This window comes from Catenulispora pinisilvae (assembly GCF_015356865.1).
Classification (GTDB): domain Bacteria; phylum Actinomycetota; class Actinomycetes; order Streptomycetales; family Catenulisporaceae; genus Catenulispora; species Catenulispora pinisilvae.
The window spans coordinates 57206-73599 of sequence record NZ_JAAFZA010000023.1; the positions used below are offsets into that span (position 1 = coordinate 57206).

Consider the following 16394-nt stretch of genomic DNA (forward strand, 5'->3'; position numbering starts at 1 on the left):
CGGATTGGGAGAACCATCCGCGGGCCCGGATACGTACCCCCGTTCGGAACACCGCGACGAACCGGAGGAGGCCGCGTGGCCCGGCCCACAGACTGGTCCAAGCTCGGACTGGACCAGGACCCCACCCCCGGCGACCAGCCCACGATGGCGGCGGTGTGCAAGGCGCTGGACAGCGTCAAGGACAGCGCCGACCAGATGGAGGCGACGATCAACGCGATCGTCAAGAACGTCGACGGCGGCTGGACCGGCAAGTCCGCCGACGCGCTGCGCGGGCAGATCAGCGACCAGCTCCAGAAGTTCTTCCGCGGCATGCAGCAGTGCATGGACGAGGCCGCGCCGGCCCTGCACACCTATCTCAATGCCCTGGCCCAGCACCAGCGCGACGCCGACACGGCGCTGGCCAAGGCCCAGGGCCTGCCGGACAAGGACCCCGGCCTGACGCAGTACACGAACGCCGCGAAACAGGCCGGCACCGACCTGACCGCGGCGGCCAACACCGCGGCCTCGGCGATCGCCGACGCGCAGGGGAAACTGGCCAGCGCGCTGACCTCCTCGGAGATCTTCTGGGAGGCGTTCCAGTGGCTGGCGCTGGCCCTGGGCATCCTCGGGCTGATCTTCGGCGGCCCGCTGGCGATCGTGGCCTGGATGGCGAACATCGCGCTGTTCATCAAGACCATCGTCGACTTCGCCAAGGGCGACACCAACTTCCTCGGCCTGTTCCTGAGCTTCCTGGGCATCGTCGCCCCGATGACCCGCGGCATCGGCGGCGACATCGCGAACATGCTGAAGAACGGGATGATCAAGATCATCGGGGCCGCCGACAAGTTCGGCGGCGGGGTCATCAACGTCTTCGACCACTTCTCGACCCTGCTCGTGGACTTCACCACCATCGGGCTGCTGGGCTCGATCAAGGTGCTCGGCGCGCTGGCCCTCAAGGGCGGGATGTGGGTCTTCGACAAGGTCCTGACATTCCCGAACGTCATCGGCAAGGTCGGTATGCTGGCCTTCGGCAAGTTCTCGATGGTCGACGAGTTCCTGGTCACCGGGTTCAAGTACCTGGGGACCGGGATCGGCGAGGGCATCGACTTCGTGCTGACCGAGATCGGCACCGGCCGGTTCGTCCGGCTGTTCCTGCCGGTGACCAAGGACGAGTTCACGGCCCTGGACTTCACCGGCGCGCTGTGGCGCTCCTTCGAGCGCACCCTGCCGGGCATCGTGACGGTGGACAAGATGCTCGACGACAAGTTCACGCTCTTCCAGCTCACCAAGGGCCTGAACCTGTCCGGCGACATGCTGGCCAAGATCGTGATCGACGTGAAGGCCATGCACGATTTCAAGCCCGCCGCGGGCACCGCCTGGGTGCAGATGCCCAACGGCACGCTCCTGGTCCCGGACAAGTTCCTGACCGCGATCAAGATCAACGACATCGACGCCATCAACTCCCTGGTCAAGAACGGTCTGCCGGACACCCACCTGGACATGGGCGACCTGGGCGGCCTCGGCAAACTGCCGATCAGCGGCTTCGGCGCGGGGCCGATCCACGGCATCGAGATGCTGGACGGCGCCTTCAAGCCGATCGAGCTCAGCAACCTGACCCACGCCGAGAGCGTGGCCGTGGTGAAGATCGGCGACGACATCTCGCTCAGCGCCGTCGCCAAGGAGCTCGGGGCCACGAAGGTGCCCGCGCTCACCGGCATGGAGCACCTGGCCGGCGCCGACCTGAACACGGTGCTGCCGAAGGTCGACCTGGCGGCCTCCGCGCTCGGCAACGCCGCCGTGGCCCCGCTCCACGACGTGCTCAGCCTGGTCAAGAACGTGGACGCCAAGGGCGCGAACCTCGTCGAGCAGTCCATGGCCGACATCAAGACACTGACCGGCGACGTCGACCACAGCCTGGCCGGGGCGACCGGCGCGCTGCACGGTGTGGGCCTGGAGAACGTCGCGGTCCGCGCCGAGCCGATCGCGGTGGCCGCCCCGAACGGCGTCATCTCCGTGACCGACCACCTGGCGCTCGGCAAGCAGGCCTTCGATCAGCAGGTCGCGGCCTACGCCGGGAAGGTCGGGCCCGAGACGCTGAACAAGATGGGCGCCGACTTCCTCACCCAGATCAAGGACGTGCACACCGGCTGGCGCGACCCGCGAGTGGTCGATCCCCGGCTGTCCGACCTCCAGGTCAACCGGCTGATCGACAATCTGCCCAAGCAGTTCTCCCGGCAGTTCGAGCGGACCGGCTGGATCGACGGCATCGGCAGGGAGATCCGGGACGATCCCGGCTACGGCCACCTGAGCATCGACGGCAGGGTCAAGTTCGACCTGGAGATCGACGCCCGGCTCGGGGCCGGGTTCGACCGGGCCTGGTCGGGCAAGAACGCCGCCTTCGCCCCCGGCCTCGACCTGTCCGCCCTCAAGCAGACCCTGCGCGCCGACCTGCAGAACGCGCTCGGCAAGGCGATGGAGCGCGACGACTGGATGCACAGGGTCGGCGTGGCGTTCGAGCACGGACTCGGCGAGAACGCCGAGATCGCGGGCAGACTGCCGCCGGCCGAGCTCGCGCAGATCCGCCAGGACATCCTGGGCAGCGCCGACCAGCTCTTCCACAACGCCAAGGCCAACGACCTGAAGTTCACCCCGGAGATCCAGGCCGGGCTGGCCCACGCCCTGACCCACGGTCTCGACGACAAACTGGCCGACCAGCTGGTCAAGGTCTCCAAGATCAACACCAACGGGCTCAAGGGCCGGGGCATCGCCTCCGACTGGGCCACCGCGAACCCGCGAGGTGCGGCACTGCTCGGCGACGCCGGCTTCCAGAAGCTCTTCCAGGACCTGGCCCAGGACCTGCGCAAGATCCCGCCGGGTTCGCGGCCGCAGATCTACAACCAGGTGCTCAAGAACTTCGAGGGCAAGATCGGCCTGGAGGCCGACCTGCGCACCGTGCTGGCCGACGCGGCCCACGCCTTCGACGGCGCCCCGGCCGACGCCGCCAAGTTCCGCGAGAACATCGTGCTGGACTACCTGTCCAACCACAGCCTGCCCAACGGCATGCCGCACGGCATGACCCCGGACGTGGCGAAGAACTGGCTGGGCTGGGAGAAGGACAACGGCGACATCTTCGGCAACACCCTGGGCCACCTGCACCCGATCGACAAAGACGCGGCCTGGAGCCAGGCCCGCATCGATCTGGCGAAGGACTTCCAGCCGAAGATCCAGCTGGAGAAGCAGATCGGGCCGAAGATCGACATCGCGATCGCCAAGCTGGACGACAAGATCGACAACTGGAGCGAGGACCACGGCCCGGTCGCACCCGCCGACCTGAAGGCATTGCGGGACGAGTTCGACAAGGCCTTGCGAGACGCCGGTCCGGCGGTCCTGAACGACCAGGCGGCCTTCGACAAACTCACCGGGAATCTGCTCGACGGTGCCGACCACCGGCTGGCCTCCGGTCCCGAGGCGGCGGCGCTGAAGGGACAGGCGAACCTGAAGTTCCAGGACGGGATCAGGGACTGGGCGGCCAAGACCGGCAAGACCCCGGCCTTCTTCGGCTTCTCCAAGATCACCGAAGACTTCGACGCGCACTTGGCGACCCTGCTCGGCGGCGCGCGCCGGGGCCTGGGCGACGGCAGCGGCCTGGACGTCGCGGCGTTCGGCAAGGGCCTGGACGACTACCTCGCCGGTCTCGGCGTGAAACTCGACAAGGAGGCCGGACTCGGCAAGATCGAGGCCGACGCCTTCGAGAAGGCCTACGGCGACTGGCTCGGCCACGACGTCCCGATCGACACCGGGTTCTCCGCCGCCCGCCTCACCGACCTGGCCGCGGAGTTCCGGACCATCTCCCGGGACCTCACCGACCACCTGGGCGCGGCCGAGGCGAAACCGATCATCGACGCCCTGGCCGACCACCTGCCGGCCCGCTTCGACCTGGAACTGCGGATCTCCTCCCGCCTCGACGCGGCCGGCGACGGGTTCGACCGCGGCTTGCAGGACTGGCACGGCCCGGCCGGGCTGCGCGATCTGAACGACGGCGACCTCGGCCGGGTCCGCGAGGAGTTCGACGCCGACACCAAGGAGGCGTCGAAGATCCCTGACACGTTCTGGACCGGCGCCGGCGGGGACGCCAAGGCGATCCGCTCGGTGCTGGCCGGGATCGACGGCCGGCTCGGCTCCCTAATTTCGGCGGTCCCCGGCCGCCTGGACTTCGAGGCGCGTCTGCTCGACGAGCTGTCCCACGCCCCCGAACTGCTCGGCGACGGCGCCAAGTTCGACCACCTCGCGCAGCAGTTCCGGGCGGACTTCACGCACGGGTTCCACGACGTGTGGGGCAACGGCCGCGACGCCGACAACTGGCTGGCCAAGGAACAGCAGGGCGCGGACGTGTTCACCAACGGGCCCGGCGCGCCGATTCCGAAGACGTCGCTGGAAGTGCAGCCGTATGACGCGCGGCCCCTGGACAGCCGGCCGGTTGTTCCCCAGCCGCACCCGGAGTCCTCGACGGTCGCCGGGACGTGGGGCCGGCCGGTCGACATGGGCGGCTGGAACGCGGCCTGGCACGGCGAGGTCGACGAGATGTTCACCGGCAAGGGCATCTTCAGCATCGGCACGGTCAAGGATGGCAAGGCCGTCGGCGGCAACGGGCTCATCACCAAGCTGTTCAACAAGCTCGACCAGGGCGGGAAGGCCCAGCTGAAAGCCGACCTCGACGCGTTGCAGACGAGCCTGGGCGATCCGGGGAAGTTCTCAGCCGACGCCCGGCCGCTGCTCGGCAACCTCTTCGACCACCACATCAAGATCAACCCCAAGACCGGCCAGCCGGCCGGGAGCTCGTTCCCGTCCTCGGCGTTGAACGACGCGCTGGAATCGGTCAACGCCAAGCTCATCGCCGAGGTGCAGGGCGGCGACGGCGGCCTGCGGCCGTGGCCGTTCAACGCCAGCGGGAAGAAGCCCGACTACCTGCTGCCCGGGCCAGACGGGGTGTTCCCGCAGCGTGGTGTGAACGGCATCGGCGACGACGCCGTGACGTTCTACACCTCGGTCACGAACGTCGGCGACCACTTGAAAACCGAGGTGAAGAACTTCGCCGACGTCGGCACCGGTGTGCGGGCCTCCGTCGATTCCAAGCTGTCGGCCTACGGCGACAAGAACGTCCGGGTGGTCGTCGACCTCAGTAAGTCGCCGGGGCTCCAGAAAGAAGTCAGCGGCGACTTCGCCCAGCTGGTCGAGCACATCGAGGCCGCGTTCAACGCGCCCTGGGCCAACGCGAAACGGCTCATCCAAAGCGATCTGGTCATCCCCGGCCACTTCCTCGGCCAGTCCGATCCGGTGGTCATCACCGTCCGCTTCGACGCGGCCGGGCAGGCGCACATGGATCTCCTGCCCGCCGACTGGGGGAAGGCGATGGACGGCGGATCCGATCACCCGGGCCCGGACCCGCACCCGGGCGGCGCCGAGCCCGGCATCGACGGCGACGTGTTCAGCCACCCTGATCTGCCCGGTGGCGGCCGGATCCTGCCCGGCGGGCTGTTGTTGTCGAACCGGCCCGAGGACATCGCGCTGGCCGCGAAGCTGCCGAACTACGACGGGGTCTTCAAGCTCGTCACGCACTTCGACGACGCCAAGGGCCAGGCCCACGTCAACGACGTCTCGGTGCCGCACAACCTGGTCGCGAGCTACTTCAAGTCCGGGCTGCTGCCCTGGCGCGCGGGCCAGCTGATCGTCGTGGTCGGCTGCGGGGCCGAGGACCTGGCCGCGGCGCTGCGCACCGACCTGCACACCCCGACGGTCGGCGAGACCGACACCTTCGTCATGACGCACGACGGGATCAACTACACCGGAAAGCCGGACTGGAGCCTGGACGGGCCGAGCCGGCGGATCAACCAACCGGAATGGCGGCCCACCCCGGATGTGCTCCAAGCCGGCGCTGACGGCGGCGCGCGGTTCAAGCTGTTCCTGCCCGGCGACAAGGAGATCGAGCCCTACCTGCTCGGGTCGGACTTCAACCAGGCCATGCGCCGGCTCGGCTTCGATCCGGCGTTGTCCACCTCGACCCTGGACTACCTGGACAAGCTGGCCGCGCACGGCGACGGGCTGGCCGCGGTCCAGGGCGGGCTCAAGGCCTTCGCCGACAAGGTGTTCGCCGCGCACCTGCCGCCGCCGGAGTCGCTGAAGACGGCTTTGTCGCAGGACGGACATCTCACCGGTATCGGCGTGGACTGGAAGTCGAACGGCATCCCGATCGATCAGGATCTGCGCAGCTATCTGCGGAACCTGACCGGTCTGGAGGCGAAGGATCCGCAGGCCGCGCGGGACTGGCGGCTGACGGCGTTCAAGCAGGACCCTGACATCGGATCGGCGCTGAAGGCCCAGCTGTTCCCCGGCGGTGCGGCGCCGCGCCGCCTGTACTTCGGCCACAGCGACGCGGGCTCGGTCGCGAATCCGTTGGCCGGACACGACTTCGTGGACGTGATCACGCGGATCGAGCGCGGCGGCACACCGACCGTGGACATCGTGCACGTCGGTGTGGGCTACGCGGACCACTGGACGGCTGCGCTGTCCGACACCCGCGCCCTGGACGACCTCAAGGACCGGTTCGGCGCGGCGGGCGCGTCCGAGATCGACATCGTCCGCTTCGACGACGCTGTGGGGCCGGGCACGCCGCTCGGTACCCTCAGCACCGGCGTCACCGACGGCGTCCACATCCGCCTGACCCTGCTGGCCGACGCCGCGTCGCTCAAGCCGTTCCTCAAGGTCAGCGAGCCGCTGGTCCTGACCACCGGCGTCAAGGGCGCCGCCGACGCACTGTCCGCCGGAAAGGCACTGCTCTATCAGGGCCTTGACCACGCGGGGCCGGACGGCGGGACGCACTTCCTGGACCAGCTCGCCGACTGGGGCGCGGCACTCGGCGGCAAGAACCCGCCGATGAAGAACATGCTGTACGCCTTCGCCAAGCAGGATCTGTTCAAGGACACCTCGGGCCCGACCCGCCTGGGCATCGTCGCGAACCTGGCGAAGGTCGACACGCACCTTGCTCAGTGGCGTGGCTTCTCCGACCTGATGGCGGTCGGCAATGACGCGAACGTGCGGGCGCTCGGCCTGGCCAGCCGGAAGATCTGGGAGCAGGGCCCGAACGGTCCGCAGATCCGGGACGCGGTGCACACCCTGACCGGGCTGGCGGCGCCGACGCTCAAGGACCTGGACGTCTTCGAGAAGTGGATCTCCGGCCTGGTCGGGACCACCGGGACCTGGAGTGCCGACGCCGGCAAGGACATCGACGAGCTCATCCACGGGATCGAGAAGCTGAGCCTGAGCGACGGCGATGCCGACGTCGTGGTGCACGAGCCGGCCGATGCCGATGTCGTGATGCACGAGCCGGCCGACGCGGGCATCACGATGCACGAGCCGGCCGACGCGGGCGCCGAGGTGCCGGACCTCGAAGTCCACACCCCGATGGAAGCCGAGGTCACACCCACCGGCGCCTACGTCCAGGACAACAAGTTCTTCCACCCGGACCTCCCGGGCCACGGCTACGTCCTGAACGACAGCCTCCTGCTCTCCAACCGCCCCGCCGACCTCCGCCTCTCGGACGGCGTCCCGCGCTACGAGGGCGTGTTCCGCCTGATGACGCACTTCGAGAAGCCCTCGGACGAGCTGTTCGTCAACGGCAAGCTGCTGCCGGCCGGGCTCGCGCACGACTTCCTCACCTCCGGCGTCACCGACTGGCGCCCCGGCATGCCGATCCTGGTGATCGGGTGCGGTGCCGAGGGCGTCGCCGAGATGCTGCGGACCCGGCTGGAGGTGCCGACCATCGGCGCCACCCACAACATCAACTCGCTCGACGACCGGCCCGCACTCACCTTCACCGGCGACGTGCCGCGCGGCGTGGACGTCGTGGACAACATCATCTCGGCGAACCACTTCTGGACCGACGCGCCGAAGGACCTGTCCTCTGATCCGGTACCGGAGGGGAAGGCGACGTTCAAGCTGTTCCTGCCGGGCGACGCCGCGGGCGTCTCCTACCCGCTCGGCTCGGACCTGTTCTCGGCCATGAAGCTGCTGGGCCTGCCGCGCTCGGACCTGCACGTCGAGCTGCCCGACCTGGACATGGCCGACGCGACTGTGTCTTCCTGGGCGCGGGACGTGAACTTCGCGATCGGCGACCGGGACTACCACGTCACGGTCCAGGACGACGAGCACAATCCCGTCCTGCAGAACCCGTTCTTGGTGGCGCCGAACATCGACGACCACCTCCACCTCCAGGTGCGGGCGACGACCGGCGACGCGCAGTCGCTCGGCCAGTTCTGCGGCTACCTGTCAGTGCACTGGCTCACCCAGACCGGGCACGATCTCTCGCTCGGCTTCAAGGACCTCGGCCGGCCGCTCCAGGACGACGCCGTGCACACCGTCACGCAGTGGATGAGCGGCGATGCGCACGGCGTCCACGGCTCGATCGCGATGATCGACGACTACACGGTGGCGGCGCTGAGCGGCGACCGCCCGGCGATCCAGGTGGGTGCCGCGGACTTCCGCATCCGGCTGGCCGGGCTGCCGGACGGGACGCGGATCGTCTTCTCGACGGCCGGCCACGCCAAGGCGGCCGTGCTGCTGGACGGCGGCGGGGTCCGGGTCTACGACCCCGAAGACGGCGGGCTGACGGACTACCCGCGGCGTCAGGGCCTGCTGGACGCGACTTTCACCCAGGCCGCCACCACTTTCGTCTTCGAGGACCGGACCGTAGTGCCGCCGCCCGCGCTGGAACCGCCCGCACCGCCCGCTCTGGAGACACCCGCGCTCAAGGCGCCCACCACCGAGCCACCCGTGGTGAAGCAGCCAACCACCGACCTGACCACCACCGGCACCGAGGTCCCCGCCGTCGAGCCGGTCTTCGACGTCGACCCGCTGACCCACAACCCCTGGTCCACCCCGGACCCGGCGCGCGTCATCGAATCCGTCAGCGCCTTCGTCGACGCCGTCCACGACATCAAACCGCCGTCCCCGGCGGACCCGTGGTCGCAGATCACCGTCCTGGACCGGGCTGGCCTCCCGAACGGCGACGTCTACGCCATCGACCACCTCAACAGCCGCTGGGTGAAGCTCTCGGCCACCGACCCCGACGGCGCCGCCCACCTGTGGGACGGCACGCGCGGCCCATACCTGGGCAAGGGCCCGGTCACGATCCGCCCGAACGGCGACATCGCCCTCATCGGCGAGGACAAGAAGCCCTTCTACCTGAAGGAGAACCTGGGCGACGGCCGGTTCGTCGAGGTGTTCCGCGCCCAGGACGGGAAGCGCCACTGGTTCGAATGGCAGGGAGACGGCCCGACCCGGGACCTGCTCTACTCCGGCAAGCGCATCTACGGCACCAACGCCGACGGCGCCGTCTTCAAGGACTTCTACGAGAACGGCTCACTGGCTCGCGACTATCGCGTCACGCTCGACAAGGGCCTGATCCGCGCCGAACGCGGCCTCGGGAACCTGCGCGGCGTATGGGTCTGGAACCGCTACGACAAGGACGGGAACTTCCTCGCCAAGGGCATCCGCGAGTACGAAGGCAGCGACGGCTGGCACGACACCCTGTCCTTCGGCGAGCCCGGCGCGCGCATCGAGGTGGTCGTCGCCAAGCAGTGGAGCGCGTTCAGCAGATGGAGCCACAGCCTGCACTTCCAGGACCACACCATCGACCTGAAGGACGGCAGGCCCGGCGACCCGATCAAGACCCGCTACACCTACAAGGAGATCTCGCCGCAGGACAAGGAGACCGGCTCCAGCGAGTTCATCGGCCCGAACCGGATCCTGGTGCTCCAGCGGGTCGCCGAGCAGCGCATCCCGACCTGGTTCGCCAAGCACTTCGCAGAGCTCGACATCCCGAACCGCGGTCTGTTCGGCGGCGTGGACTTCCCGGCCGGCGGCGTGTTCGGCGGGGACAGCCGGTTCCAGCTGTACTCCTGGACCGAGCACGAGATCGTCGCCGAGGGCCCCGGTGCCGCCCCGATCACCGCGCCGGTGCAGCGGGCCGGGGGCATGCGGGTGGCGACCCCGGACGGCTCCACGTTCGACTTCATGACGGTCCAGCACGGCGCGATCGGTGAGACCGGCGTCCTGGTGCGCTCGGTCGTGAAGCTGGACGACGGGACCAAGCTGGAGATCGGCAAGAACCTGGACACCGGCAAGTGGGCCTCGGTCGCGGACCTGGCGACCGGTGCGGCCGGTGGGGGCGTCCTGAATCGGCTGGACGGTCGCACGCTGAACTGGAAGCAGATCGACTCCGACAAGAAGGTCATCAGCCAGGGCATCCGGACCTTCGGCCCCGGACATCAGTGGACGGACACGCTCGCCGACGCCCCGCACACCGTCGTCCGTTCCACCGACGACATCGGCGACGTCACCTACCACCTCGGCCAGAACACCGCGCTGACCCGCGACCCGATCGGCCTGATCATCGACCGCACCGACCACTTCCCGACGGCCCACCCGAATGGCGCCGGCGAGGTCGTCATCGGCAGCGGGAATCCGTTGTCCGGCAAGTGGAAATGGCAGGTCACCGATGTCGACGGGGCCGTTGACGAAGGCCTGCGGTTCCCGTTCCGCAGCCACCCGGGCCTGGGCAGTTGGGACGACTCGTTCGCCGACTTCAAGATGCTGCCCGGTGCCACGAAGCCGGTGCTGATCAGGGAGATCCGGGCCCTGGACAAGGGCCGCGGCCTGGCCGCGTACCGACTCGGCGCCGACTGGCACAGCGACATCCGCGGTCTGGACGGCAAGGTGTCCTCCGGCAGCGGCGCTATCCGGCAGTGGAAGCAGGCCGACGGCGCGTGGGGCCGTGACCCGAGGCCCGGAACCGATCCCCAGGTCTGGCGCGACGTCCCGGTCGCGGACCGCGCGAACTTCATCGACCCGCCGGTGCTGCGCGCGACCGCGGACGGCAAGGTGCGGATCTATGCGGAAAAGGACGGCGTGCCGGACCGGAACGTGTGGAAGGAGTTCGACCACGGCGGCAAGTTCCGGACCAAGGACCTCGTCGACGTCACGGTCGGCGGCCGGTCGATCTACCGCGAGACCCACATCGCCTCCGGGCAGTGGATCGAGACCCTGCTCGACGGCACCCGGCTCCGCTACCGGTCGCTGAACGGCTACATCCACATCCGGGACACCTTCGACCGCTGGAGCGTCCGGCCGGACTTCGGCGTCGGCGGCGGCTGGCGGACCGGCGGCTGGAAGACCGGCGGGCGCGAGTACGAATACCGGGGCGGCGGCACCGAGTTCCGCGGCTACAACCGCATGTGGCGGGAGCCGAACCGGCTGGAGTACCGGAACATCGACGGTACCGAGGGCAAGTTCGTCAGCCAGGGCCTCCAGCAGGCACAGAAGGCGCTCCTGGACTTCCTCCAGGACTACGCTTTCGACGTCATGGCGAACATCCTGGTCACCGGTGCCGCCAACAACTGGAACTTCTCCGGGGGCGACTGGGGCAAGATCTTCGCCGGCGGCGCCGTCTCCTCCGGGGTGAAGGGCGCCTCCGGGCTGTTGCAGGAGACGGTGCTGAAGAAGATCAAGGACGGCATCGGCAACATGGACAGCGGCAAGTTCTGGGGCCGCTTCCCCTACAACCACGACAAGACCTGGGACAACGAGTGGGCCGGGAACGAGAACCCGCGCCGCTGGCGTTCCGGTCTCTACGACTACAGCGTCAACGGGTTGCTGACCACAGCTATCAGTGGACTGGTCTTGAACGCCTTCAACGCCTCGGTGTTCGGGGTCGGAGCGGGCCACGTGAAGGTGTCCGGCCTGGAAGCGCTCCAGGCCGGCGGCCTGGGCATGGCCGGCTCGCTGGTCGGCGGGCTGCTGGCGGTCGGACCGCGCACCGCGCTGCACCAACTCGGTTCGGGCCGCTTCTTCCACCAGGGCGGGATTCCCGATCTTCTGATCACATTCGGCGAAAAGGCTTTCGAGAAGTGGTTCATCGGTGATGTGCTGGCCCCCGGGTTGAACCTGAAGTTCACGCCCCCGCCTTCTTCGTAGTCAGATCAGGGAAACGGATGACCAAGTGACAGACCCGATACGCGTTTCGGCCGGACGCCGGGGGGACGGTGCCATCGAGGCGGCGGTGCGGGCCGCGGAGCCGGGCGCGGTGCTGGTGCTGGAAGCCGGGGAGTATCGCGAGGCCCTGGTACTGGACCGGCCGCTCAGCATCGCCGCCGCGGCCGGGGTGCGGGCCGAGCAGATCGTGATCAAGGCGGTTCCCGGGTCGGACGGCGCGGTGCTGACGGTCGCGGCCGACGTGCGGGTGTGGGGCGTGACCATCGACGCCGGGGACGGGACCGGGGTGGCCGTGAGCGTCACCGCCGGCGCGCCCGAGTTCGGCCGCTGCGCCGTGGTGCGGGGGCGGATCGAGGCCTCGAGCGAGGCGACGCCGTCGTTCCGCGAATGCACTCTGTCCCAGAGCCCGGCCGTCGGCGTGCTGGCCGCCGACCGGAGCCAGGTCACCCTGGAGCGCTGTCAGATCCGGGACAGCGGCGGCCTGGGCGTGGCCGGGGTCGACGACGCGGAGCTGCGGATCACCGACTCCGGCGTCACCGCGTCCGCCGGGATCGGCTTGCGGCTGCTGGGGAACGCGGCCGCGCAGGTGACGAACTCGACCTTCGAGCAGGTGGCCGAGGCCGCGGTCCAGATCGAGGGGGCGTCCCGGCTGACGATGTCCGCCAGCCGCGTCATCGGGACCGGCCGCACCGGTGTCTTCGCCGGAGGCACCGCCATGTTGGAACTGAACGACTGCGAAGTCACGGACGCGACCGGCAGCGGTATCGCCTGTCGGCAGCAGGCCCGCGGCTCCGTGTCCGGCACCACGGTGCGGGACGTCGGCGGCAACGGGATCATCGCCGGCGGCGACGCGGAACTGGCGCTCGCCGGCTGCCGGGTCGAGCGGTCGGCCTTCAGCGCCTACCACGCGGATGACCGGGCTTCGCTCAGCGCAGAGGACTGCCACGTCCAGGACACTCCGGAGCACGGGTTCCGGGCGACCGGCCGGGCCAGCTTGCGGATCGAGGGCGGCACGGTCACCGGGGCCGCGATGAGCGGGATCCACATGGACGGCGCCAGCGACGCCGAGGTGTCGCGGTGCGAGATCTCCTCGACCCGGGTCGGGGTGGCGGTCCAGACCCGTCGCAGGCCCCTGTTCCGCCTGGTCTCCGTCACCGACACCGAGCGGGCCGGCTTCGAGATCGGCAAGGGCAGCAACCCGATCCTGTCCTCCTGCCACATCACCGACGCCGGCTCGGCGGGCGTCTACGTCGACACCGGCAGCTCCGCGCGGATCGAGGACTGCGAGATCTCCGATCCGGCCGGCAGCGGCGTGGTGGTGTGGGAGGGCGCCTCGCCGACTGTGACCGGCCTAAAGGTCTCCGGCTCCGGGAAGAACGGCATCTACGTCAAGGACGGCGGGCACGGCCTGTTCGACCGCTGCACCGTCTCGGCCAGCGAGTTCCCGGCGCTGCACGTCGGGTCCGAGGCGGACCCGGTGTTCCGGGCGTGCCGGATCCGGGATGTGAACGAGGATCTGGCGCTCGGCGAGGACGCGCGACCGGTGTTCGAGGACTGCGTCACTGAGAACGTGAAGATCTCAACGCTGCCCGTCTCCGGCGTTGTGGTCACGGCCTCCTCTTCGTCATCCTCCTCCGCTTCGTCTTCCTCCGTCGACGGAGCCGACAGCTCGCCGGAGGGCGGGGCCGAAGGCGACACCACGGGTCCGGAGACCGTCGACGAACTTCTTGCCGAACTGGACGCGCTGATCGGCCTGGCCCGGGTGAAGCAGGACGTGGCCGCGCTGGTCAACCTGATGCGGATGGTGAAGCGCCGTACCGAGGCCGGTCTGGCCCCGCCGCCACTGAGCCGGCACCTGGTCTTCGCCGGCAACCCCGGCACCGGCAAGACCACGATCGCCCGGCTCTACGGCAGGATCCTGGCATTCCTGGGCATGCTGGAATCCGGCCACCTGGTCGAGGCCGACCGCGGCGCCCTGGTCGGCGAATACGTCGGACACACCGCCCCGAAGACCACCGCGGTCTTCCGCCGCGCGCTCGGCGGCGTCCTGTTCATCGACGAGGCCTACGCCCTGGTCCCGGCCGGCATGTCCAACGACTTCGGCCAGGAGGCGATCGCCACCCTGGTCAAGCTGATGGAGGACCACCGCGACGACGTGGTCGTGATCGTCGCCGGCTACCCCGAGGACATGAACCGCTTCGTCTCGGTGAACCCGGGCCTGGCCTCCCGCTTCTCCCGCACGCTGAACTTCGAGGACTACACCCCCGACGAACTCGTCGAGATCGTCGAGCACCAGACCAAGACGCACCAGTACGAGCTGACGCTGGCGGCGAAGGCGGCGCTGGCGGCGTACTTCTCCACCGTGCAGAAGGGCGCCGGGTTCGGCAACGGCCGCGCCGCCCGGCAGGTGTTCCAGCAGATGACCGAACTGCACGCGCAGCGGGTCGCGGGGATGACCGACGTGTCCCCCGAGGACTTGTTCCACCTGCGCGCGGAGGACGTGCCGGGGTAGCCGCACCGGGGGAGTCGTCGCCGCGCCGACCGCGGACCGTCAGACATGCAACCCCACGCACCACGAGTGCGTGCAACGTGTTTGAAAGGTTCTACAGCGTGGCGACGAAGGGACTTGCGCATGAGCGAAGAGGCGACGTCCGTACAGGACGCGGCCGGAATGTCGGTCGGCCCTCCGGTCGGATCCCCGGCCGGGCCCGCGGCCGAATCATCATTCGAAGTCGTGTACGCGGCCACCGCCCCGCGCCTGGTCCATCAGCTCTATCTCGTCATCGGCGACCTGTCCGAGGCCCAGGACTGCGTGCAGGAGGCGTATGCCCGGGCCTGGAGCCGATGGGACCGGATCACCGCGACCGGCGGTGACCCGGTCGGCTGGGTCAAGACCACCGCGTACCGGCTGGCCATCTCCCGCTGGCGGCACTTCGCCGCGGGACTGCGGGCCTTACGCAGGCACGGCGTGACCCGCGACCCGCAAGGCCCGAACCCGGACACCGTCGCAGTGCGCGACGCACTGGCCGCACTGCCGATGAACCAGCGCATGGCACTGGTGCTCTACCACATCGCGGATCTGACGGTCGACGAGATCGCCGCCCAGCTGGACGTCCCGTCCGGCACTGTCAAGGCCCGCCTGTCCCGAGGCCGCAAGGCACTGGCGGCACTACTCGCCGACGATCCCGATCCTTCCTCGTCGAACACGGAGGCTTCCTATGTCTGACTACAACGACGACGCCGGAGTGCTGAGCGGCGCCATCCTCGACCAGACCCGCTCGGAGGACTGGGCCCGCTACACGCCGCGCACGTCCGACGTGCGACAGCGCGGCGCAGCGTTGCGGCGCAGGCGGCACGTGGGGGCCCCGGTCGGCGTCGTCGGGCTGGTGACAGTGCTGGCCGGGGGAGTGGTGTCCATGACCGGCGGCCCGGGGGGACCGGGCAACGCTGCGGCGACCAGTTCGGTGGGCGCGGCGGCCGGATCCGGGCCCTCGCCCTCCGCGACGTCCGGCGCCACGGGCACCCCCAGCCCGCAGGACTTCCAGAAGGTACTCGAAAACGCCGTGCAAATCGGATCCGGCACCCTCGGCGACCACGCGTGGACCGTCAAGGTAGCCGTGTTCGCCTCGGCGGCCGACCTCAAGCAGGTGTATCCGCGAGTGCTCTGGAACGACATCGCGGCGAACCTGCCAGCCTCGGGCCCGGTGTGGGTCAGCGTCAACTACGACCACGGAAAACAGGGCGGCATCGGCGCGAGGGGCCTGCCCGCACAGCCCCCCGCCATCGCCGTCGGCAAGCCCGCAATGGTAGATCCCTGGTACGCCGCGAACCTGGGCGTCGTCACCGCCGTCGTAGACCCCCGCGTCGACCACTACGCGGTGACCTCGGGCGGCGCCACGACGACCTACCACACGGTCGAGGTCAAGGGATTCCGCTTCATCACCTTCCCGGTCACCGGCCCGGGCGACGTCACGCGCATCGTGGCGTACGACGCGGCCGGCACTGTGCTGGACCAGGGCGCCGGGCACTACCTGCCTTACGGCGTCTACCCGTACCAGCTGCCGCCTACGGACTCGCGTCGGTCGGTTGGGGCTTGGGGGTGAGCGTAGGGGTAGCTGGTGGAGTGGCCGGTAGGAGCAAATGGTAGGGCTGGGGTTGTTCGGGGTTCGGGTCTTTTTCGGGCGGCTGGAGTTTGCGAGCCGGGCTGCGGTTTGGCTGTGGGTTGAAAGGCGATTTTTACGGCCTTCGGTCATGTTTGTGCCGGTTCGGGGTTCGGGGCGGTGGGTGGGTTGGTCGGCTGCCGGTTTACGCATTCACGATCCCGGCGCACCTCAGGCCTCTTCAACTCCGGCAGGTCTGAATCAGGGCCT

At 69.3% G+C, this 16394-nt stretch carries 4 protein-coding genes; all 4 read left to right on the forward strand.

Annotated elements, in window-relative coordinates; genetic code table 11:
* Positions 1–75: 75 nt before the first annotated feature.
* The gene (locus IZR01_RS09200) at positions 76–12006 is read left to right on the forward strand and encodes a WXG100 family type VII secretion target (RefSeq protein ID WP_194923604.1); all 11931 of its coding nucleotides are present in this window, start codon (positions 76–78) and stop codon (positions 12004–12006) included.
* A 25-nt stretch (positions 12007–12031) separates the two neighbouring features.
* Positions 12032–14536, forward strand: a complete 2505-nt coding sequence (locus IZR01_RS09205; RefSeq protein WP_194923605.1) for a right-handed parallel beta-helix repeat-containing protein — start codon at positions 12032–12034, stop codon at positions 14534–14536.
* A gap of 159 nt (positions 14537–14695) precedes the next feature.
* A complete protein-coding gene (locus IZR01_RS09210) occupies positions 14696–15250 on the forward strand; it encodes a SigE family RNA polymerase sigma factor (RefSeq protein ID WP_194895292.1) in 555 nt (184 codons plus the stop codon).
* The gene (locus IZR01_RS09215; protein ID WP_194923606.1) at positions 15243–16127 is read left to right on the forward strand and encodes a hypothetical protein; all 885 of its coding nucleotides are present in this window, start codon (positions 15243–15245) and stop codon (positions 16125–16127) included. Before IZR01_RS09210 ends, IZR01_RS09215 begins: the two co-directional genes overlap by 8 nt.
* Positions 16128–16394 lie beyond the last annotated feature (267 nt).